We start from the raw sequence: 21,579 nt of genomic DNA, 5'->3' as shown, positions 1-21,579 counted from the left end.
CGGCCCGGCGCCGACGGGCCGGGCGGCTGCGGCGGGTCAGATCCGGGCGCCGTAGACGTGGTCGACCGGGACGGTGACGAGCACGCGGCGGTCGGCGACCATCGCCTGGCGGTACTCCGCCCAGTCGGGGTGTTCGCCGGCGGCCCGGCGGTAGTAGTCCACCAGCGCCTCGACCTCGGCGCCATCGGGGTCGGTGCCCGGTCCGGTCAGGACGGCGACGCCCTCGGCGGTGGCCCAGGAGCGCCCGTCCGGCCCGGTCACCTCCAGGCTGACCCGGGCGTCCCGGCGCAGGTTGGCGGTCTTGGCCAGGCCTTCCCTGGTGGAGATGAGGATGGCGTTCGCCGCACGGTCGTAGAAGGGCATGACGGGCGAGAGCTGGGGTCGGCCGTCGGCCTTGATCGTGGCGAGGATGCCGAGCCGGCTCTCCGCGAGGAGCGCGTACGGGTCGAAGGAGGTGGTGGTCGTCATGGCAGCATCATCGGGCTTCACACCGGTGTGAAGGTCAAGACGCGGCAGGCGTGTTGCGGTCGGTCGGCCGGCCTGGCGGTTGCGCGGACCCACCGTACGGCACCTGCCCGGGGAGCGGATGCCGTACGGCGGGCGGCAGCCGGTCAGCTGTTGCGGCTGATGGTGTCCCGGATCCAGTCCGCGTAGGCGGGCGCATTGGTGTAGAGACCCGGACCCTGCGAACAGGGGACCCCGGGGGCGCCGGGGCCGGAGGTGACGCCGATGAGCTCCCAGCGCCCGCCCCGGCCCCGCTGGATCTGCGGCCCGCCGGAGTCCCCGAAGCACGCCATGGCGTCCGGCACGCGGCTGATCGTGCACAGCCTGGTGGGGGCCGCGTAGCCGGGGGCGCACTCGCTCTCGGCTCCCCGGCGGGTGTCGAGCTCCTGCAGCCGCTCCGCGAACTGCGCGTCGGCCAGCTCGGTGATGTCGACGACCGTGCCGAAGCCCAGCAGCCGCGTGTCGGTGCCGGGCCGCCCCGGCTGCTTCGCGATCCGGACGGGCTTCTGGGCGACCGGGCGATCCAGCCGGACCAGTGCGACGTCGTCGCGGTTCGCGGCCACGTTCTCGCCGTTCCGGTAGCCAGGGTGGACCACCGTCAGATCGATGGACCGGACGGTGCCGCCGGAGTGCCGCTGGGCACTGCCGATCCGGACGGTCCCGTCGAGGTCCACCGGCCCGGTCACGCAGTGGGCCGCCGTCAGCACCCACTGCGGATCGATGAGCGAAGCCCCGCAGGCGCCGTCGGTCAGACCCGCGGACGGGGCCGACATCGGGATCGACGCCATGAACGGGTAGCGCTCGGTGGAGTCCCGTCCGTTGACGATCGCCCCGGCGCTACCGGTCATCATGGTGGCGCCCACCGCGGCGACGAGACCGGCGACGGTCACGGCACGCGCGGTACGACGGCGTATCGACTTCGACAAGGTGACGTTCCTTTCCTGCTGTTCGGATGTGTCCAGCCTGCGCGTTCAAGATCCACCGAACCATCAGGGCAACCGGCCGACGCCTGGTGGGGACAGCTCCCCGATACCCCGGGGGCTGTCCTGAACCGGACGGCTTGGGAGCGTTCGGGAGCCCCGGGCCACCGCTGAGCACCCGACTCAGGGCCCGGCGGCGGTCAGCCGTCGATGCGGTGCTCGCGCCAGAAGGGGGCCAGGTCGATGAGGGTGGCGGCCTGCGCGGCGGACTTGAAGGCGGCGGTGGTGGAGACGCCGTACCAGTGGGCGCGGGCGTAGTCGTGCAGGAGGGCGGACATCGCGGCGGGGCCGATGAGGCGACGCAGTTCGTGCAGGGCGCAGGCGCCGTGGTCGTAGATGACGGCCTCGTAGCGGGTGGGGTGGGCGTCCCAGTAGGACATCGGGTTGGTCAGGCGTTCGGCGTCGGACTCCCAGGGGGTCGCGGCCGTGCAGCCCTCGCCGGTGCGGCCGAGGGCGAGGTCGGTGGCGTACTCGCTGAAGGACTCGTCCAGCCAGGGCGCGCGGTACTGGTCGTCGCCGACGATGCCGTACCACCACTGGTGCGCCAACTCGTGGACCAGTGCGCTGGGTTTGACCCGGTCGAGGACGAAGGCCGGGTACTCCATGCCGCTGAACCAGAAGACGTTGTCCAGCACGACGGCCAACTCGCCGTACGGGTAGGGGCCGTAGCGGGCCGAGTGGGCGTCGATGGTGGCGAGGGCGAGGTCGAGCATCCGCCGGGCGTCCTCGGCGGTGACGTTCGCGGCCGCGAAGACGCCGATCCGGACACCGCCGGGGGAGCGGCCGGTGATCCGGGTGAACGGGCCGGCCGCCCAGGCGAAGTCGCGGACCTGGCGCGCGGTCGCCCGGGTGATGGTCCGGCCCTCGGCGCCGGGGGTGTCGACGGCGCCGCCGGTGGCGGGGACCAGCAGCTCGGAGGGGTGGTCCAGGGTGACGGCGAAGTCGGCGGCGAGGGCGTAGAAGGACTCGCCGTTGCCGGTGTACGGGTCGAGGTGCCAGCCGGCCTCGTCGTGAACGGCGAGCACCGGCAGCGCGTTGCCGAGGAAGCTGAAGGCGCGGTCCCGTCCGAACCGGTCGGCGGCGCCGGGGGCGTCGACGGCGAGGTCGAACTCGACGGTGCCGGCCGCCCCCGGGGGCAGCGGCCGGGGCAGGGCGACCCGTAGCGCGGTGCAGTCCAGGGAGTAGTCGCCCGAGAGGCCGGACAGCCGGACGGGCGGTGCCGCGCAGCCGCCGTGGGAGTTGTCCCAGAGCCGCAGGTACACCTCGTGCAGCGGCTGCGGCGAGGCGTTGGTGAAGGCGATCCGCTCGTGGCCCCGCCAGCTGCCGCCGGTGGCGTCGCTGCGCAGCGCGACGGTGTAGTCGGGCCGGGCCGGGGTGCGGACGGTGTCAGCCTGCGGCGCAGGCGCAGGCGCAGGTGCAGGTGGTGACGGTGGCGGGGCCGTGGCCACCGACAGGAGCACGGCGAGGACGGCGAGCAGGACGGGGGTTCGTCTCATCGGTCGTGCTCCGATCGGTGGCCGCCGGTGCGGGTCAGCGCGCGGGGGTGGTCTCCCGGTGCCGGGCCAGCACCCGTTCGACCGCCCGGTCGACGCCGGGCAGCGCGGTGGAGAGGTCGGTGTAGACGACCTGCTCCACGGTCGCCACCGTGTGCAGGCCCTGGACCAGGAAGGTGTACTCCCGGCCGCGTTCCAGCAGCAGCACGATCGGCTTGCCGAAGGCGCTCGCCCAGCCGATCTCGATGTGGGTGCCGGGCGAGGCCGGGAAGCCGGGCAGCGCGACGAACAGGTCGGCCTTGCGGATCTCGTCCTGGTCGAGCTTGGTGCACTGCTCGGGCCGCATCAGTTCCTCGCCCCACGCCTCGCGGCGGTGGGCGTTGTGCACGGCGACGCCCTGGGCTTCGAAGTGCTTGATCAGGAGGTCGAACGGCGCCCGGGCGTCGTCCGGCATCAGGCCGGTGGCGGGGTCGAGGAGTTGGATGAACGGCCCGGCCAGGAACAGCGAGCGGACTGCGGGCGCAGCGGCGGTGGGCTGAGTGGTCATGGCGGTCAGTCCTTGATGAAGCACTGGATGTAGGCGTCGCCGCTGGTGCCGAAGGTGTACTCGGTGGTGTCGTAGGCCGTGTACGGGTGGCGCTCGACCCGGATGGAGCGGAAGTGCGGAGTGTACTGCCAGCGCAGCTCGGGCTTGGTGCTGAAGAAGGGGATGAACACGCCGCCCGGGCGCAGCGCCCGGACCACCTCGGGCATGGTCCTGGCCCACAGCTCGGCGTCGGTCCAGACCTCCATGTCCAGGGCCGGGTCGAAGAACATGCCGTCGATGCTCTCCGAGGGCAGTTCGAAGATCCGCTGGAAGAAGTCGCCGCGCTCGACGGTCAGGTTCCCGGGCAGGTCCGGGTTCTTGGCCCGGAACAACTCCTCGACCTCGTCGAAGAGTTCGAGCACGGTGTGGCGGCGGGTGGCGGGGTGTCGGGCGATCCGCAGGGCGGACAGGCCGAGGCCGAGCCCGACCTCGTAGAAGTCCTGGCCGTACTCGCAGAGCAGGTCGGCGCTGGCCCACATCAGGTCGCGCTCCCAGGCCTGCATGGCCTGTTCGCCCCCGATGCTGAGGGTCACTTCACCGTTCTGCTCGATGAGTCGGATGTCGGGCTTGGTGGCAGGCGTCGTCATGGCGGTCGTCTTTCTCGTGGTGCGGGGGGATCAGCGGGGCAGGACGCCGAAGTGGCGCCGGGCGGTGGAGACGGCGAGGTCCTGCACGGCGAAGACCGTGAAGTAGTACGCCTGGGGGGCGGTGGCCGGGTCGAAGCGGACGCGGAACACGACGTACTGCGGCTGTCCGCCGGTGGCGCGCACCTTCACCAGCTCCGGTTCGACGCGGGTGTCCTCGCGCAGGTAGGTCGGTACGAACAGGCCGAGCCGGACGGGGCCGGTGCGGGCGGCGTTGAGGACGGCGCGCACCTCCAGGAAGCCGCCCTGCTGGACCTCGTCGGCGCTGTACGCGAGCAGCGAGGGTGCCTCCGGCAGCCGGAAGGTGACGTCGCCGCAGCGCATGCAGACCGCGCAGGTGGTGTCCAGGACCTGCGGGAGCAGGCCGCGGCGGGTGAACTCCTGGGCCGGGCGGCCGCAGTGGCAGGTCACCTCGCGGACCTCGGGGTCGAGCGAGCTGCGGTCGCCGAAGTGCGCCGGGTAGGTCATCAGCTCGTCCTCGGGGTTCGCCGCGACCTGCCCGGCGATCACGTGGTCGAGCGACTGCAGGTCGGCGGTGAGCGAGGTGTGGATCTCGGCGGCGGACTGGTCGGCCAGATGGGTGGGCCGGGCCACCCAGAGGTCCACCTTGCGGGCCAGCTTGCTCAGCCGGGGGCGCAACGCGTGGTTGTGCGGCAGGAGTTCGGAGCCGAGCAGGGCGTTCAGCCGGCGGCCGACGGTGAGCACCAGCGGGTCGGGACGGTGGTCGGCGGGCTCGGGTGCGGGGTGCGGGGTGTCGGGCAGGCCGAAGCGCAGGAAGGCCGGGTAGGGGTGCGAACCGGCCAGGCTGGCGTTGAGGGTGTCGACGGTGTCGGCGCCGGTGAGGGCGGAGCGCATCCAGGCGACGTTCTCCGGCCGGTCGGAGTCGTGCACCGAGACGGCGGCGACCACCGTGCGGGCGGGCCCGTCCAGCGCGTTGAGCAGCAGCTGGTACTTCGGGTCGTACAGCGCGAGGTCGGCCAGTGGCCCGCTGTTGCAGGCGCTGAGCACCACCTCCACGGCGGTCACCCGGTGCAGCGGGACGAGCTTGTCCTCCGGCTTGTAGCAGGGCAGCCCGTACGCGCAGCGCGGGCCGAGCAGCCCCGGCCGGGACGGGACGGCCGGGTTGAGGCCGCAGATGGTGAACTCGCCCAGGTTGACGCTGTCGTCCTTGCCATGGCCCTGGAAGGCGACCTTGCGCCAGCGGGTGCCGAGGATCGCGGACTGGATGTCGACGCGCTCGAAGTCCCGGTCGTCGAAGACCTGGACGCCGGGCAGGTGCGGTGGCCGGTCGGTGTCGGTGAACAGGCCGAGGGCGTCGATGCCGCTGTCCGCGCGGGCGTACTGCTTGGCGATGCTCCAGGCCAGTGAGGCGGCGTCCCGGCCGCTCAGCAGCGTGAGGGCGTGGGTGCGGCTGCGGTAGGTGGCGAGCAGCAGCGAGCGCACCGGGTCGAGGGTGAGCCGGTCGTAGCAGCCGATCAGCAGCAGGCTGCCCGGGTGGTCGCGCAGGAAGGCCGGGGCGTCGGCGAGTTGGTCCTCGGTCAGCCAGGTCCGGGCCAGCGGTCGGGCCAGGTCGGCGACGCCGTCCGGGAGTCGGTCCTCGCCGAGGACGACGCCGAGGTCCAGCGGTCGCGGCCGGTCGAGGGCGGTGTAGAGGCGGGAGGCGAGCTCCGCGCTCTGCGCCAGGTCGTCCCGGCCCTCGACCGGGACGGGCACCGCGACCGCGTCCGGCGCGTCCAGGAACTCCTTGACGGCGGACGGCAGGTGGGCGAACTTGACCGGCCGGAAGAGCGGGCCTGCGGGGTTCATCGTCGGTGACCTCGTGGGAAGGAGGGGTGGGAACGGACGGCTGTCGGATGGCGCCGTGAGTCGGTCACGCCGCGCACGTCCCGGCGGCGGGGCGGGCGCGGTCCAGCAGCGGGCGGCAGACGAAGGCCAGGGCGGCCGCGGCCAGCGCGGTGGCGAAGGCCACGGCGAAGACCCCGCGTGGCCCGAGCGGCTCCACCAGCAGGCCGCCGACCTGCTGGCCGACGGCGTCCCCCAGCACGGTGGCCAGCGAAGCCCAGGTGAAGGCCTCCGCCAGCGAGCCGCCGTCCGCCACCGAGCCGACCAGGGTCATCTCGACGGCGGACACCAGGGCGATGGGCGCGCCGCCGATCGCCAGCGCGAGCCCGAGCACCGGCTGGGAGGTGGCCGCCAGCGTCAGCCCCGTCCCCAGCGCGTACGCGAGGACCAGACGCGGGAACCGTACGGTCGCCGGGACGGCGGACTGCGAGCGCCCGAGCCAGACGGCGCCCAGCGCGCTGCCCACGCCCCAGCAGGCGTAGACCGCGCCGGTGCCGCCGGGGGAGCCGTGTGCGGCGACGAAGGCCGGGATGGCGAGCGTGAGCAGCCCGATCGGCACCGCGCAGGCCGCCATGATGCCGGTCAGCGCCAGCATGGCCGGGTTGCGCAGCGGCCCCAGCAGGTCGCGGGGCGCGGCCGGGTCGGCGGGTCGGGGGCCGGTCCCGGCCGGGAGCCGGACCAGGGCCAGGCCCAGCGCGCCCGCGCCGCCGACCGCCGCCACCGCGGTCAGCGCCAGCGCGGCCGAACCGGCGAGCATCAGCCCGGCCAGCATCAGCGGCGCCCCGATCACCAGGACCTCGGTGAGGACCGCCTCCCAGAGGTAGGCGGTGTCGCGCTCGGTGTCGCCCAGTGGCAGGCGCGCCCAGAGCGAGCGCATGCAGGCGTTGGCGGGTGGCAGCGCCACCCCGGCCAGGGCGGCGGCGGCCAGCTGGCCCCAGGTGCCGGGCCGGGTGGCCCAGGCGAGGACGGCGAGCGCCGCCGGATAGAGCAGGCCGGTGGCCAGCAGCACCGGCCGGCGCCCGGCGCGGTCGAGCCGCCGGGCGACCAGCGGCCCGCCGGCCGCCATCCCGGCCGTGTACAGCGCGCTGGTCAGCCCGGCCTGCGCGAAGCTGCCGCCCTGCTCGCGCACCACCAGGACGGTGGCCAGCGACATCAGGTAGACCGGCAGCCGGGAGACCACGCTCCACCCGGCCACGGCGCGCACGTGCGGGCGGCGCAGCAGCGAGCGGACGCGGTGCGCCAGGGTGTCGGGGGGCGGTGGCGAGGTGTCGCGGGGCAGGGTGTCGCTCACCGGTGGCCCTCCAGCGCGGGGGCGGGCGCCAGCTCGATGACGAAGGCGCCGAGGACCGCACGCATCCGCCGCTCCACCTCCTCGATCGAGGCTCCCACCACGTGGACGTACCCCGAGGCGTTGTGCGAGGCGCGCCGGGCGGACACCGCGTCGCCGACCCCGACCTTGAGCACGGCGTCGACCACCCCGGGGGCCCGCAGCAGTTCCTCCACCGGGGTGATCCGGCGGACCGTCCCGGACCCGGGCAGCGGCAGCAACAGGTCTCCGGCGCACCGTCGTTGACGATAGCTCAGATCCGGCCGCCGACCCCGGTAGACGTCCAGGGTGGCGCCGAAGACGTCGAAGCCGTACGCGTGCCCGTGGTTGGCCGGGATCTCGCAGCCGGCCAGCCGCAGCCCGATCTCCCCGGCGTACGGCTCGCCGTCGATCAGGAAGAACTCCATGTGCGCGTACCCGTGGTCGATCCCCATGCCGGTGACGATCCGCTGCAGCAGCGCGCGCAGGTCGACCGGCGGGGCCTCGTCGGTGCCGACGCTGATGTTGGCGTTCATCGCGCCCTCGACGATGTCCAGCGGGCGGCACGGCATCGCACTCGGCCAGGCGTCCAGCACCTCGCCCTGGAGGATGATCGCGCACACCTCCCACTCGACGCCGCCGAGGAACTGCTCGACCATCCAGTCCCGGGCGGTCAGGTCGACGGCGGCGAGCGCCTCGGGGCCGTCCAGCCGGTGGGTGTCCACGCAGGCGAAGGAGTCCACCGGCTTGAGCACCAGCGGCCAGCCGTGCTCGGCGGCGAACCGCTCGATCTCGCCGGCCGTCCGGACCTGGGCGAACTCGGCCGTCCGCAGCCCGAGTTCGCGGAAGCGACGCTTCATCACGGCCTTGTCGCGCACCCAGGAGACCTGCTGCGCGGTCAGGTGCGGCAGCCCGGCCAGCGCCGCGAACCGCTGGGCGACGACCTGCCGCGGCTCGGACGGGTTGCAGAACCGGCTGGGGGTGGCGGGAAGCCCGGCGGCCCACTGCCGGTAGCGTGCGGCCTCCTGTTCCAGCGGCACCCCGGCCCGTACCCAGAAGGCGGGCAGGTGCGCGGTGCGGTGCAGGTGCTCCGCGGAGAGGTCGGCGCGCGCCTCGTCGAAGCGCAGCAGGACGAGGTGGTCCGGGAGTGTGCGGGCCGCGTGGCGGGAGAAGGAGGAGGCGCGGTCGTCCACCATCAGCAGGACCGGGCCGGGCGGGCTCACACCGCCTCCAGGACGCGCCGGATCGCCTTGACCGCGGCGGCCTGCTGCGGCTGCGGCAGTTCGGGGGAGAGCGGCACACAGAGCGTGCGCTCCAGCAGGTCGCGGGTGCGGGCGAAGCCGTCGCGGCTGAGCGCGAGCGGCCCCTCGGGGGCGTGGTTCCACGGGAAGCCGTCGGCGTACAGCGAGCGGCGGCCGGTCAGCACCGGGTGTTCGGGCAGCAGGTACTTGCCCAGCGTCCAGTTGGCGATCCCCTCGGCGGTGAGGGCCGCCACGGCGGCGTCGCGCAGCTCGCGCGACTCGCAGCGGAAGCGCAGGCTCACCTTGACGTCGCCCTCGGCGCGCGGAAGCGCCCGGAGGTCGGCGCGGTCCGGCAGTTCGGCCAGCGCGAGGGCGTACATCCGCTCCAGCCCGGCCAGCACCTCGTCGAGGTGGCGGAACTGCTGGCACTGGACGGCCGCGACCTCCTCGCTGGTGACGAAGTTCTCGCCGTAGTAGGCGTCCTGGTTCCAGGTCGGGTAGTGGCCGGGGACGCGGGCCGAGCCGTGGTCGTGGTAGCAGCGCATCGCCGCCCAGGCCTGCTTGTCGTCGGTCACCACCAGCCCGCCCTCGCCGGAGGTGAGCACCTTGTTGTGGTGGAAGCTGAACACCCCCGCGTAGCCCGCCGTCCCGACCTGCCGGCCGTCCGGGAAACGCCCGCCGAGGGTCTGCGCGCAGTCCTCGATCACGTACGGCACGCCCTGCGGCAGGGCGGCCACCGAGCCCTCCATGTGCGCGGTGATCACCCGTCGGGCGTCCGCCGGCAGCAGGGTCGGGTCCATGCCGAGGGACTCGTCGGCGTCCACCAGCACCGGGATCAGGCCGCAGGACAGCACCGCGCCCGCCACCGCCACGAAGGTGACCGCGGGGATGTACACGAGGTCGCCGACGGAGGGCCGGGTGGAGACCAGCGCCAGCCGCAGCGCCTCGGTGCAGTTGTGCACGGCCAGCGTGTGCCCGGTGCCCAGCCGCTCGCCGACCAGGCGTTCCAGCCGGGAGGCCATGCTCTCCTGTTCGGTCTGGTAGCGGAACAGGACCTGGTGGTCGATCACCTCCTTCAGCTCCGCCATGTCGGACCAGTCGAGGTAGTTGGCGCCGTACGGGAGGAAGCGCTGGCCTTGGCGTTGGTGGAGGGTCATCGGGCGTCGGACTCCGTGATCGGGTGCGTGGTGCCGTCGACGAGGAGCTGCTGGTCGCGGAAGTTGCGCAGCAGCAGGCCGCCGTCGGGGGTCTCGGTGAAGGAGGGGCGGGCGACCGGGATCTTGCCGATCTTCGTCGTGAGGACGTACTGCGGTACGGCGAAACCGGTGATGTGGCCCTGCAGGCCCTCCATGATCTCCCAGCCCTTCTCGACGGAGGTCATGAAGTGCGCGACACCGGTGACGTTGTCGCAGTGGTACAGGTAGTACGGGCGCACCCGGATGCGCAGCAGCTCGGTCATCAGCCGGCGCATGGTCGGGACGTCGTCGTTGATCCCGCGCAGCAGCACGGTCTGGTTGCCGACCGGGATGCCGTGCCGCAGCAGGCGGTCCACCGCCGCGGCGGACTCGGGGGTGATCTCCTTGGGGTGGTTGAAGTGGGTGTTCAGCCACACCGGGTGGTAGCGGGAGAGCATCGCGCACAGCTCGTCGGTGATCCGCTGCGGCAGCAGCACGGGGAAGCGCGAGCCGATCCGGATGATCTCGACGCTGGGGATCGCCCGCAGGCCGGCGACGATCTCCTCCAGCCGGCCGTCCTGGTAGGAGAGCGGGTCGCCGCCGGTGAGCAACACGTCCCGGATCTCCGGGTGTTCGGCGATGTAGCGGAAGTCCTCGTCGTAGGCGCCGCCCTCGTCGTCCCGGAAGTAGCTGCCCTGGAGGTCGGTGGTGTGGAACTTGCGGGTGCAGTGCCGGCAGTAGACCGGGCAGGTCTCGGTGACCAGCATGATCACCCGGTCCGGGTACTTGTGCACCACCCGGTTGGTCCGGCGGTAGAGGGTGTCCCCGACCGGGTCGACCTCGGCGCCCGGGAACTCCACCAGCTCCTCGGTCGCCGGGACGGCCTGCTGGCGGACGGGGCAGAGCGGGTCGTCCGGGGCCATGAGCGAGGCGTAGTACGGGGTGACGCTCCAGCGGTACCGGCCGGCGACCCCGGCGATGGCCCGCTCCTCGTCGGCGGTGAGGTTGATCCACTGCCGGGCCTTGTCGACGGTGTTGATGCGCTTGCGCATGTGCCAGCGCCAGTCGTCCCACTCGGCGGGGGAGACACCGGGGCGGTTCGGCGGGGGGCCGGTGGTCCGGTCGGCTCCGGCGCCCCGGTCGGCTTCGGAGGTCTGGTCGGGCTCGGTGGTTCGCCCTGGTTCGGTGGTCGGGCCTGGTTCGGTGGGGGCGGGGGACATGGCGGCTCCGTACGGGGTGGAGGACGGTGGCGGCGGCTACAGCGGCGCGAGCAGCAGTTGGCGGACGGCCCGGGCGACGCCCTGCGCGCCGCGCAGGTCATCGAGCTCCGGGCCGATCGCGCCCCACTGCGCGTCCGGCCCCGGCGGCTGCCAGACGGCCGGGTCGGCGGGGTCGGCCGCCGACGGCACCGGGACGTGCCGGGTGATCCGCTCGGCCAGGTCGTGCTGGGCGGCGCCGAGCGCGGGGAGGAAGACCAGCGGGGCCCGGCGGGCCTGGGCGAGCGCGACGGCGGCCAAGGTCGGTGAGGCGAGCAGCAGTTCGGCGCCGGCGTGCAGCGCGTCCACGTCGACCTCGGCCGCGCGGCCGACCGTCACACCCGGCAGGTGCGAGACGGCCGCCCGGACCTGGTCGAGCCCGGTGTCGCAGACCAGCTGGCAGGCCCCGGTGCGACGGACGGACTCCCGTGCGAGGAAGGGGAGTTGATCGCCGTTGAACGCCTCGGCCGCCGGTTGCGGCACCTGCCAGAGCGAGAGCAGCAGCAGCGTCCCCCGGCGGTTGCGGCGGCGGGCCAGTCGGGCCGGTGCGAGCAGTCCGGTGGGCCGTAGGCCGCCCGGGTGTTCCAGCCAACCGGGCCAGTGGGCGCGGTGCAGCAGCCGCTCGGTGGGCGCGGGGGCGGCCGCCGGCGCGGAGGCCAGGTGCAGCACCGGGACGCCGAGCGCGGTGAGGCGCGCGGTGGTGGCCTCCTCGTCGCAGACGAGCGCCGCGCGCGGCAGCGGCTCGTGGGAGGCGAGGACGGCCCGGGGCAGGTCGCCGAGGTGGGCGGTCACCCGGCGCAGCGCCAGCAGTGAGTCCAACTGCTCGTCCCGGCAGGTGAGCAGCACCGCCGGCTGCCGCCCGGCATCGGGGGTCAGTACCGCCACGGGGCCACCGACCCGAGCCGGGCGACGTCGTCGCTGTAGCCGGCCGCCGTGGTCGAGCAGCCGTTGCACAGCTGCGGGCCGCGCTCGCGGAAGTAGTCCGCGTGCTCCCGGAACGCGGGCGTGTCCAGCAGCAGCACCCCGCCCTCGCGCACCGGCGCCCCGCCAGGCCCGCCGCCGGTGCCCTCACGGTGCGGGATGCAGCTGCAGGCGTGCATCCGGCCGCCCTTGCCGTCGATGTAGATCACGTCGTCCGCGACGTGGCAGAGCGGCAGCGAGGCCCGGGGCGGGGTGGAGTCCTCGAAATAGCGAGCCTGCTCCTCGGGCGTGTCCCCGTAGAAGCGCTTGCCCATCGGGACCAGCAGGGCGTCCGGATCGGCCGTGTAGAGCGGATCGCACACCGCGCGCACGTGGTCCGGGTCCGGGTAGCGGATCGTCCGGTCCAGCTTGAGCGCCGACAGCTCCCACTGGCGGACCCCGGCCTCGGTCAACACCTGCTGGAGCTCCGGCATTTCGGTGTAGTTGTGCGGCCCGACGACGGTGTTGACGCGGGGCAGCACGCCGAGTTCCGCGGCGAGCCGCAGCCCGCTCAGACCGCCGTCGAACATGCCGGGCGAGCGCCGGTAGGTGTCGTGGGTGGCCGCCGAGGCGCCGTCCAGGCTGACGATCACCTGGGCCAGCCCGGCCGCAGCCAACTCCGGTGCGAGCCTGGGCAGCAGGGAGCCGTTGGTGATGATCGACATCTTCATGCCGGCCGCCGTGCCGGCCCGCACCAGCTCCACGACGTCCGGGTGCATCAGCGGCTCGCCGCCGGTGAACCGGACGTAGTCGACCCCGGCGGCGCGGGCCTTCGGCAGCAACTCGGCGAAGTCGGCGAGGGGGAAGCGGAACGTGTCGCGGGAGAGCGCGAAGTCACACATGAAGCAGTCGGCGTTGCAGGCTTCGAGGATGCGGATGAACAGGTAGCGAGAGCGCGTACGCGTTGTGGAGGACACCCGGGACCGTTTCGTGGCTCGTGGTTCGTGGGCTCGTGGCTGGTGGTTCGACGGGGGCGGATCAGTGGACGGGGCCGGCGGCCCCCAGGAGTTCGACCAGGGCGTCGGCGACCTGCGCCGCACCCCCGGTGCCGACCGCGGTGGTCAATGCGCCCCAGTCGACGCCGGGTTCCGTCTCCAGGCGGCCCAGCACCTCAAGGACGTCCTGACGCACGGCGGTTGTGGTCTCGCGCCGGCTCTGCTCGGCGGCGCCGGCGATCCCGCCGTAGATCACGTCGAGCGCACGACCCTCGCCCTCGGAGCGCAGCGCCAGCGCGTCGTCCTCGGCGAAGACGGTCTTGGGCCAGGCGACGCGGACATCGGTGCCCAGCGCCCTGCTGTGGAAGCGCCCGTTGAAGATCTGACTGAGGTTCTGCGGCGGCAGGCAGACCGTCGGGACCCCGAGCCGGCCCGCCTCCAGCAGCGTGGTCAGCCCGGGGGAGGTGAGCAGCACGTCGCACGCGCCGAGCCGGTCGAGGAACTCGTCGTGCGCGAGCGCGCCGACCGTCGTCGTGACGGGCGCCGGACACGAGTCCACCAGCTGCCCGGCCAGCCGGGCCGGCAGGTTGCCCGCGACGTGCACCTCGCCGACCCCGTACGCGGCAAGGGCCTCCAGCGCGGCGGGCAGCACGATCCGCGGATAGCCCGACCAGTCGTCGAGTTGGGGTGCCCGCAGCCCGCCCAGGTTCACCAGCGCCCGCCGGGGCGGACGCGCCGACGCGAGCCTCCCGGCGGCCGTCCCGGTCGCGATCACCGCGTCCACCCACCGCAGGCGGCGGACGTCCGCCAGCACCCCGGCACACTCCGGCGGCAGCTCGACGCACCGCTGGGCGCAGTACACGTCGGCGTCCAGCGGCAGATCGTCGCGGTCACCGTCCGTCCAGAGGAACGGCAGGCTGTCGACGAACACCACCGGCACCCCGCAGGAGCCGAGCGCCTTCGCGAGCCGTCCGTCCAGCACCACCAGCGCCGCCCGCACCCGCTCCGCCCGGACGACCTCGGCGACCGCCGCCTCCAACTCCCCGTCCGGCAGGTCGAACCAGCGCTCCACCGGCTGCCCGGCCAGCACCGGCCGACCCAGCCCCGACGCCAGCCCGACGAACCTCAACCCCGGGTCGCGGCGCCCGTGCAGCGCCGACAGCACCGCGCTGATCTTCCCGGAGCTGCCCCAACCGAAGTCCACCCCGGCGACGGCAACGGTCCGGACCTCGTCGTCTGCCTTCATCCGCTCCTGCCTCGCCCCGCATCAGCCCCGCGCACACCCGCCCCGATCGGAGCAGTCGGGCACCTTCGTAGCAGCGCGGGGGGAGCGGACGGTTGGCGTACCGACGGACACGCATGGCGGACCACCCTCCCAGGTGAACGCCGCGAACGCTGCGTTGACACTCGTCCCGTCGGATGACCGCCGCACGCCCGCCGCGCAGAGGCCCGCCGGCGCGGGCTGACGGTCGAGACGCAGTGCCGATCCCGCCCGGCATCCCTGGCGTCGACGCCACACCATCAACCCGAGCGCCCTCTTCCCACCCGACCCGCCTCGGCGTAGCTTCGTCTCGCCGGATCGTTTCCATCAAAGGGGGAGAAATGAAGCTGGCATGGGGGCGCCGAGTCGCCTCGCTCGCGACGGTGGCCGCACTGACCGCGGCGGGAATGGGTCTGGCGTCGGGCAGCGCATCCGCGACCGACGCCGTCTTTCTGAACACGAGCCACTCGGTAGGCGTCTACAACAGCCCCAACACCTGGAACGGCAAGGTCGGCGGAGCCCCGGACTTCTCACCGGGCAGTTACGTCATGGCCGTGTGCTGGACCGTCGGACAGGGCATCGACAACCTGGGCGACACCTGGTACCAGGTCTACGCCGAACTTCCCTCAGGCAGCCACGACTGGCAGTACTGGTCGGGCTACATCTTCGCGGGGTACGCGGACGGCAACGCCCACTCGGTGAATCGCGATCCGTACATCCCCCAGTGCTCATGAGCTGACGAAGCCACAGAGCGCCCGCGCTGTGCACCCGGGTTTACAGCGCGGGCGCGTCGTGGAACTCACTGTGCATCAGATGCGCTCGGCGGTGCTCGCGGGAGCGGTACAGCGGTTGACGCTGAGATTCATCTCGTTGCGTGTGCGAGGAAGTCCTGTTGCCGCAGAGGTACTCGAACAGCAGGGTTTGGCGTGGCATCGCGGTCAGCTGTGCGGGGGACGACTCGCATGCGCACAAGCAGAGTCAGCTGAGGTCCACGAGAGGCTCCGCGAAAACGATCGCGAGAGGCTCTGGACCCACGTACTGCTGGCAGTTGCACTGCTGAGATTCGAACTCGACAGGCTCCCGCGTGCTGTTCCATCGAACCGGGGCCTGCACTGTCTCATGACACCGCTTACTCTTCGGGTCGTGCTTGGCGAGGTGGTGAGTGCATCCGCACACCGGCTCCGGCGGGCGCCCTGCTGCCTCAACCGCAGCCCGCTGCGCTTCCTGCGCCTTGAAGAGCTCCATCTTGCGCTGGTGCCGGGTCTTCAGGGCTTTGCGATAGGTGTCGCCAGCCCACCCGACGACGGTTCCACCCCAGATAAGCCCGATCCACCACCAGTGCTCGAGAAACGAGAGCAACCGGCCTACCTCCACTCAGCAACTTGCCTAGCCACACGGCCTGTTGGCCAGCACAGCGGCGATGGAGGCAAGTCCATTCGCCGCGCGGCGTCAAAGCCCACCCTTCCACAGCTCCTTTGGCGAGCGCCGGCCTCCTGTCACACCCAGTCCGGCCGCAACCGGCCGGTTGCAGCCAAGCGTTCCGCGCGCCCGCGCCGCCGCTCCCCGGTACCGCCCCCGGCGTCAGCGTCATGATGACTCCCAGTGGTGGACCGTACGGGTTGGCCACCTGCTGGCCAACGGCCCGGTCACCCCGCTCTCAGGCAGCGGATCCGTGAGGCTGTGACGAGCTCCGCGCGGCGGTGGTGAGTGGTTGATGGTCCGGGGGTGGATGCCCGGGATCGGGCCACGACGGTGCCCGCTCCGGGCTGGTCCCTTCAGGTGTTCCGGGCGCGCGACCGGGGGACACGGGGTCGCGCCGGGCACGCGCTCGGCTAACTTTCGTGCCGTGGATCGTGCCCTGTGGTTGTCCCGGCTGTTGCGCCGCCCGCTGGTGGGGCGTGGCGGCGCGGTGGTAGGTCGGCTCTCCGATGTCATCGTCCGGCTGCGCGGGCGGGACTATCCGCTGGTCACGGGGCTGGTCGTGCTGATCGGGAAGCACCAGGTGTTCCTGCCCGTCGAACAGGTCGCCTCCTTCGACGCGGATCGGATCGGACTCGCCAGCGAGGTGGTGGATCTGCGTCCCTTCGAGCGTCGCGAGGGCGAGGTGCTGCTGCGCGCGGACGTCCTGGGGCATCGGGTGGTCGACGTGGCCGACGTCGAACTGGTCCGGGCCCAGGACATCGAACTTCGTGAGCGGCCCGACGGCTGGGTGGTCGATCGGCTGGGCACGCAGTCACACCGCCCCCGGCTGTTCGGACTGGGCGCGGCGGCGGAACCGCGGTGGCGGGACTGGAGCTCCTTCGAGCCGCTCATCGGTCATTCCCAGTCGGCCCGCGTGCGGCGCCCGTTCGGCCGGCTGGGCCGCCTCAAGCCGGCCGACCTCGCGGACCTCCTGGAGAACGCCGACCGGGGGGAGTCCCACGAGATCCTGGCGACGGTCCATGCGGACCCGGAGCTGGAGGCGGACGTCTTCGAGGAACTGGAGCCCGACTCGCAGACCCGTCTGCTGGCAGAGAAGGACGACGCCGGGATCGCCGCCGTGCTCGCCCGGATGCGTGCGGACGACGCCGCCGACGCGATCAACGACCTGCCGCAGCGCCGCCGCCAACCGGTCCTGGACGCGTTGCCCGCCGGACAGCGCACGAAGGTCCTGACCCTGCTGGGGTTCAACCCGGCCAGTGCCGGCGGGCTGATGGCGCTGGACGTCCTAGCCGCCCCGGTGGACTCCACCGTCGCACAGGCGCTGGATCTCGTGCGCGGCGCACGCGCTCTTCAGCCCGAAGCGCTGACCAGCGTCTATCTGGTCGAGGCCGTCGGGCAGGAGCGTCGGCTGATCGGCACCGCGACGCTGGTCACGCTGCTGCAGGCGGATCCGGGCGCGGCGGTGCGGCAGGTCATGGTCACCCAGCCGGTCCGGGTGCTGCCGGACACCGATGTCGAGGACGTCGCCCTGCTGATGACCGACTACAACCTGCTGACCGTGCCGGTCGTGGACGAGCAGGAGCGCGTCCTCGGCGTCATCACGGTCGACGACATCCTGGAGACCGTCATCCCTGAGGACTGGCGTCGACGCGAGCCCGCCCCGCACCCGACCCGCCGCGCCGAACACGACCAGGCGGACGGCCCGCCGTACGACAGAACGGACCAGGGCGCGTGACCGCCGCTCAGGACCCGCCTGAGCAACCGGGGCAGCCCGGGCAGTCGGGGCAACCCGGCAGGCCCGGAAGGCCTGATCGTCCGAAGGACGAGGGGCACCCGGCCAGACCGCCCGCAGGGCGACCCGCCGCCGGACCTCAGCCCGCGTCGGCTCCCGAACCCGCGGCCGCACCCCGCTCCAAGCCCGTCCCCGCCAAGCCCGCACCCGGACCGGCCCCCGCCGGCCCCCGGCCCGCAGCGAGGCCCACGCCGAGGCCCGCAGTGAGGCCCGCCCCGGCCCCGAGGACCGGCACCGTCCTCGACGAAGCCCACCTCGGCGACATCGAAGGCGCCTTCGGTCGCATCCCCCGCGAGCGCCCGGAGGAACGCCCCGGCCTCAGGACCCGCCTGCTCACCCTGCTGGCGATCATCGGGCCCGGCATCATCGTCATGGTCGGTGACAACGACGCCGGCGGCATCGCCACCTACGCCCAGGCCGGCCAGAACTACGGCTACTCCCTGCTGTGGGTCCTTCTCCTGCTCATCCCGGTCCTGATCGTCAACCAGGAGATGGTCGTCCGCCTCGGCGCGGTCACCGGCGTCGGCCACGCCCGGCTGATCACCGAGCGCTTCGGCCGGTTCTGGGGCTGGTTCAGCGTCGGCGACCTGTTCGTCCTCAACTTCCTGACCATCGTGACGGAGTTCATCGGCGTCTCCCTGGCCGCCGACTTCCTCGGCGCCTCCAGGTACCTGGTCGTGCCGCTCGCCGCCCTGCTGCTGATCGCCGTCACCACCAGCGGCTCCTTCCGTCGCTGGGAACGCGCCATGTTCGCGCTCATCGCGGTGAGCCTCCTGCTGGTCCCGCTCACCTTGCTGGCGGAGCCCCAATGGGGCCGTGCCGCACACGACTTCGTGGTTCCCGGCATCCAGGGCGGCATCAGCGGCGACGCCGTTCTGCTGATCATCGCGCTCGTCGGCACCACGGTGGCCCCCTGGCAGTTGTTCTTCCAGCAGTCCAACGTCATCGACAAGCGGATCACCCCGCGCTTCATCGGCTACGAGCGCGCCGACACCGTGATCGGCTCGCTCGTGGTCGTCGTCGGCGCGGCGGCCCTCGTGATGATCGCCGACTACGCCGCCCGCGGCACTCCCTTCGCGGGCGCCTTCACGGACGCCGCCGGCGTCGCCCACGCCCTCGCCCAGCACAGCCGCGCCCTGGCCGTGATGTTCGCCGTCATCCTGATGGACGCCAGCATCATCGGCGCCGCGGCCGTCACACTCGCGACCAGCTACGCCTTCGGGGACGTGTTCAACCTGCGCCACTCCCTCCACCGGGGCTTCGGCGAAGCCAAGCAGTTCTACGCCTCCTACAGCCTGATGGTGCTGCTCGCCGCCGCCATCGTCCTGATCCCCGGCGCACCGCTCGGCGTGATCACCGAGGCCGTCCAGGCCCTCGCCGGCCTGCTCCTCCCCTCCGCCAGCGTCTTCCTGCTCCTGCTCTGCAACGATCCCGAGGTCCTCGGCCCCTGGGTCAACCCCCGCTGGCTCAACCTCCTCGCCACCCTCATCATCTCCGTCCTGCTGATGCTGTCCGGCACCCTGATGGTCACCACCCTGTTCCCCGCCGTGGACGTCGAAGCGCTCGCCGGCGGGCTCGCCATCGCCCTCGTCGCGGGACTGTCCGCGTCCGCCGTCGGCCTGCGCATCGCCCGTCGGCGCTCGGGCGCCCCGGGAAAGCCGCCACTCGCGATTCCCGCCGTGGACAAGCTGGCCTGGCGCATGCCGCCGCTGGCCCTGCTCAAGCCCGTCCGATGGTCACCGGGGCTGCGCCTCGGCATGCTGGCGCTGCGCGGGTACCTGGTGCTCAGCGCCGTCCTGCTCCTGGTCAAGGCCATCCGCCTCGGCGGCGGCTGACCGAAGGCCGAAGGACCGGCGGACCGGCGGTAGTGCCACGGTCGCGCCCGCATGCGACAACGGCTCATCCCCGACCCGGCGGGTCCTGCGCGTGGACGGCGCCGGCTTCGCGCCGTCGGGCGGCGTCGACCAGGAGGTGGGCCGTCCCGACGGGCAGGTCCACGTGGTGGGCGATCCAGGCCGCCTCGTGCCCGTGGGTGGCGAGGATCCACGCGGTGGAGAGCGAATCGGGGCTCGGCGCGTCCGGACCGTGCAGCAACGGGCGAACAGCCTCCGTCGGGAACCCCTCCAGCGTGTCGGGGCTGAACCAGTCCTCCTCCGAAGGGCGCGGGGAGGACCGGTCCCTACCGGGGTGAGCGGCCCGGTGGCCACGCAACAGGACCGCCACCAGGACGAAGGCCGCGACCGCCGCACCGGCGAACACACCGCCGGTCACCAACCGGTCCCGCAGCGGGAGCGCGCTCAGCACGATCACTTCCAGCAGCAGGAAGGTGAGAACGCCGAGCAGCGCCGCCCCCTCACCCGTGCGCGGGTGGAACCAGGTCCGCATCATCGGAGAGCCTCCTCTCCCACCACCATCATGGCCCTGGTCCGGGCCGTCGCGACAGGCGGGTGGCGGTGGCGGTGTCGCACCGATCACGACGGCCGGCCGCCACCCGGACGTGCCGGTCGGCCCTGCTCGGGCCGACCGGTCAGGCGTCGGCGGCCCGGTCCAGGAGTCGGGCGACGGCGGGGTCGTCCAACCGGTAGCGGACGGTTCGCCCGTGCCGGGCCGCTGAGACGGTCCCGGTCGCCCGGAGCAGGCGCAGGGCCTGGGAGACCGTGGTGTCGCGGATGCCGGTCGCCAGGGCGAGGTCCGTGACGCAGATCGGCCCGGCTCGGCGGATGGCCAGCAGCAGGGCGAGCCGCCCGGGGCGCCGCCCGGCCGGCGGTGTGGGTAGACGGGGCCGAGCCCATCCCGAGCGAACTCGCCGCACGGGCGCGGCAGATGCTCACGGCGGGCAACTTTCCGCGGTGCTCGGGCGCAGCAGGCCCACCAGGCAGCGGATCGTGGTGGTCTTTCCGGCGCCGTTCGGGCCGAGGAACCCGAACGCCTCACCCCGCCGCACGCTCAGGTCGAGGTGGTCGATGCCGGTCTTGTGGCCGTAGTACTTGCTCAGCGCGGTCAGCTCGATCGCGAGCCCGCCGCGGTCCCCTGCCGTACCGCTCATGACGGCCTCCCTGATCGTGGGCCTAGGTACCACGACTGCACCGCACCACGGCGCCCGGGGACAGGGGCGGACGGTCCCCGCCGGGCGGGCCGACCGGGCCCGCCGTCGCGGTGAGCCCGCTCGGCCGAACCTGAGGTCCCGGCCCCGGGCCCGGGGCTTGCTCAGCCGGCCAGTCCTTCGGCGGTCCACCAGGCCCGGGGGTCGTCGCAGCCTCCGAGGGCGAGTCGCTCGCCGTATCCCTGCTCGACGAGGCAGCCGCCCCCGTGGGCGTGGATCCTGAGCCGGGTGGTGGACCGTCCGTCGGGGGCGGTCCACCGGAGCGGGACGGAGAGGTCCGCGAAGGTCCATGACTGGTCCGGAGCTGCGGCCTCCGGCCCGCTCCCGGGACGCTCGGCGGAGAGGTAGACGGAGCCGTCCGGGTCCGCGGTGAGCACCAGGGGGCCGGTCGTGTCCTCACCGGTGCTCAGCAGCAGTGACCGGAGGAGGAATTCGTCGCCGGCGGTGGGCTGTACGAGCCATTCCTGATTCTCCTCGGCGTTCTCCGGCATGGCGGTCACCGCGGCCCCGTCGGCGGCGTGCGAGGCGTCCACCCCGACCGCCGTCACCCTAAGCCCGGACCGGCCGGCCGTCAGGTCGCCGAGCCCGCCGAGCCCGCTGAGGGGCAGTGGGACGGGCTGTGGCTGGAAGCGGTCCGGTCCCGGTGGCACCGTTCCGGAGCGGTCGACGGACTCGTGCGCGAACGGACTGCCGCGGCCGTCGGACCGGTCCGCCCCGGTGGTGGGCGTGGACGGGCGCGCCGCCGCCCCGGTCCGGTCGTGCTGGCCGGTGCCGATCAGGAGGCAGGGGAGCAGGGCGAGCGCGGCGGTCGCCCTGGTGGCGGCGAGTGCGGGCCGGTGCGACAACTTGGTTGTTCCTCAGGGGAGTTCGAAGGCGGTGACAGGTGGTGTCTCCGCACGGCCCCGGGCCGCTCACCGGGAGGGGAACCGGTGAGCGGCCCGCATCGCGTACGGGACGGGCTCAGCCCCCGAGCGGGCCGTCGGTCAGCTGGGCCTGGATCTGGCTCATCACCGTGCTGTCGGCGAGGGTGGTGGTGTCACCGACCTCGCGGCCCTCGGCGATGTCGCGCAGCAGGCGGC

The 21,579-nt window shown here is 73.1% G+C and carries 20 protein-coding genes; 3 read left to right on the top strand and 17 right to left on the bottom strand.

The window, feature by feature from the left end; genetic code table 11:
- Positions 1-36: 36 nt before the first annotated feature.
- The 13 genes from ACIO5E_RS31975 to ACIO5E_RS31915 form a co-directional block, all read right to left on the bottom strand.
- Positions 37-468: a PPOX class F420-dependent oxidoreductase gene (locus ACIO5E_RS31975; RefSeq protein ID WP_400674617.1), complete on the bottom strand. Its 432-nt coding sequence runs from the start codon at positions 466-468 to the stop codon at positions 37-39.
- A 143-nt stretch (positions 469-611) separates the two neighbouring features.
- Positions 612-1,355, bottom strand: a complete 744-nt coding sequence (locus ACIO5E_RS31970) for a S1 family peptidase (protein WP_400674964.1) — start codon at positions 1,353-1,355, stop codon at positions 612-614.
- Between the two features lie 269 nt (positions 1,356-1,624).
- Entirely contained in the window at positions 1,625-2,980 is a 1,356-nt protein-coding gene (locus tag ACIO5E_RS31965) for a M1 family metallopeptidase (protein WP_400674614.1), read from the bottom strand.
- 34 nt (positions 2,981-3,014) lie between these two features.
- On the bottom strand, positions 3,015-3,524 hold the full coding sequence (locus ACIO5E_RS31960) for a nucleoside 2-deoxyribosyltransferase (RefSeq protein WP_400674611.1): 510 nt from the start codon (positions 3,522-3,524) through the stop codon (positions 3,015-3,017).
- A gap of 5 nt (positions 3,525-3,529) precedes the next feature.
- Positions 3,530-4,150 carry a class I SAM-dependent methyltransferase gene (locus ACIO5E_RS31955; RefSeq protein WP_400674608.1) on the bottom strand — a complete coding sequence of 207 codons (621 nt, stop codon included), beginning with the start codon at positions 4,148-4,150 and terminating at the stop codon, positions 3,530-3,532.
- 30 nt (positions 4,151-4,180) lie between these two features.
- A complete protein-coding gene (locus tag ACIO5E_RS31950) occupies positions 4,181-6,013 on the bottom strand; it encodes a hypothetical protein (protein ID WP_400674606.1) in 1,833 nt (610 codons plus the stop codon).
- 64 nt (positions 6,014-6,077) lie between these two features.
- A complete protein-coding gene (locus ACIO5E_RS31945) occupies positions 6,078-7,340 on the bottom strand; it encodes an MFS transporter (RefSeq protein WP_400674603.1) in 1,263 nt (420 codons plus the stop codon).
- The gene (locus ACIO5E_RS31940) at positions 7,337-8,578 is read right to left on the bottom strand and encodes an ATP-dependent carboxylate-amine ligase (RefSeq protein WP_400674600.1); all 1,242 of its coding nucleotides are present in this window, start codon (positions 8,576-8,578) and stop codon (positions 7,337-7,339) included. The genes ACIO5E_RS31945 and ACIO5E_RS31940 overlap by 4 nt, the downstream gene beginning before the upstream one ends.
- Positions 8,575-9,753: a DegT/DnrJ/EryC1/StrS family aminotransferase gene (locus tag ACIO5E_RS31935; RefSeq protein ID WP_400674598.1), complete on the bottom strand. Its 1,179-nt coding sequence runs from the start codon at positions 9,751-9,753 to the stop codon at positions 8,575-8,577. Before ACIO5E_RS31935 ends, ACIO5E_RS31940 begins: the two co-directional genes overlap by 4 nt.
- Entirely contained in the window at positions 9,750-10,991 is a 1,242-nt protein-coding gene (gene blsG / locus ACIO5E_RS31930) for an arginine 2,3-aminomutase (protein WP_400674595.1), read from the bottom strand. Before blsG ends, ACIO5E_RS31935 begins: the two co-directional genes overlap by 4 nt.
- A 36-nt stretch (positions 10,992-11,027) precedes the next feature.
- A complete protein-coding gene (gene blsF / locus ACIO5E_RS31925) occupies positions 11,028-11,912 on the bottom strand; it encodes a CGA synthase-related protein (protein ID WP_400674594.1) in 885 nt (294 codons plus the stop codon).
- Positions 11,900-12,904 carry a cytosylglucuronate decarboxylase gene (gene blsE / locus ACIO5E_RS31920; RefSeq protein ID WP_400674591.1) on the bottom strand — a complete coding sequence of 335 codons (1,005 nt, stop codon included), beginning with the start codon at positions 12,902-12,904 and terminating at the stop codon, positions 11,900-11,902. The genes blsF and blsE overlap by 13 nt, the downstream gene beginning before the upstream one ends.
- 61 nt (positions 12,905-12,965) lie before the next feature.
- Positions 12,966-14,168: a hydroxymethylcytosylglucuronate/cytosylglucuronate synthase gene (locus ACIO5E_RS31915; protein WP_400674589.1), complete on the bottom strand. Its 1,203-nt coding sequence runs from the start codon at positions 14,166-14,168 to the stop codon at positions 12,966-12,968.
- 356 nt (positions 14,169-14,524) lie between these two features.
- Between ACIO5E_RS31915 and ACIO5E_RS31910 the strand changes: the two genes are divergently transcribed.
- From ACIO5E_RS31910 to ACIO5E_RS31900, 3 genes are all read left to right on the top strand, one after another.
- Positions 14,525-14,917: a hypothetical protein gene (locus tag ACIO5E_RS31910; RefSeq protein ID WP_400674586.1), complete on the top strand. Its 393-nt coding sequence runs from the start codon at positions 14,525-14,527 to the stop codon at positions 14,915-14,917.
- 1,112 nt (positions 14,918-16,029) lie between these two features.
- Positions 16,030-17,340 (top strand): magnesium transporter MgtE N-terminal domain-containing protein, encoded by a 1,311-nt coding sequence (locus tag ACIO5E_RS31905; protein WP_400674583.1) that lies wholly within the window; start codon positions 16,030-16,032, stop codon positions 17,338-17,340.
- Between the two features lie 260 nt (positions 17,341-17,600).
- A complete protein-coding gene (locus ACIO5E_RS31900; protein WP_400674582.1) occupies positions 17,601-19,232 on the top strand; it encodes an NRAMP family divalent metal transporter in 1,632 nt (543 codons plus the stop codon).
- A gap of 64 nt (positions 19,233-19,296) precedes the next feature.
- On the opposite strand, the gene ACIO5E_RS31895 is transcribed toward ACIO5E_RS31900, so the two are convergent.
- The 4 genes from ACIO5E_RS31895 to ACIO5E_RS31880 all read right to left on the bottom strand — a co-directional run bounded on the left by ACIO5E_RS31895 (position 19,297) and on the right by ACIO5E_RS31880 (position 21,345).
- Complete coding sequence (locus ACIO5E_RS31895) at positions 19,297-19,785, bottom strand: hypothetical protein (RefSeq protein ID WP_400674579.1); 489 nt, start codon at positions 19,783-19,785, stop codon at positions 19,297-19,299.
- 139 nt (positions 19,786-19,924) lie between these two features.
- A complete protein-coding gene (locus ACIO5E_RS31890; protein WP_400674577.1) occupies positions 19,925-20,209 on the bottom strand; it encodes an ArsR/SmtB family transcription factor in 285 nt (94 codons plus the stop codon).
- Positions 20,210-20,224: 15 nt separating this feature from the next.
- Positions 20,225-20,443 (bottom strand): ATP-binding cassette domain-containing protein, encoded by a 219-nt coding sequence (locus ACIO5E_RS31885; RefSeq protein WP_400674575.1) that lies wholly within the window; start codon positions 20,441-20,443, stop codon positions 20,225-20,227.
- A 161-nt stretch (positions 20,444-20,604) separates the two neighbouring features.
- Positions 20,605-21,345: a hypothetical protein gene (locus ACIO5E_RS31880; protein ID WP_400674574.1), complete on the bottom strand. Its 741-nt coding sequence runs from the start codon at positions 21,343-21,345 to the stop codon at positions 20,605-20,607.
- Positions 21,346-21,579 lie beyond the last annotated feature (234 nt).

It is taken from the genome of Kitasatospora sp. NPDC087314, assembly GCF_044744365.1.
Classification (GTDB): domain Bacteria; phylum Actinomycetota; class Actinomycetes; order Streptomycetales; family Streptomycetaceae; genus Kitasatospora.
This window is presented reverse-complemented; position numbering and strand designations above follow the sequence as displayed.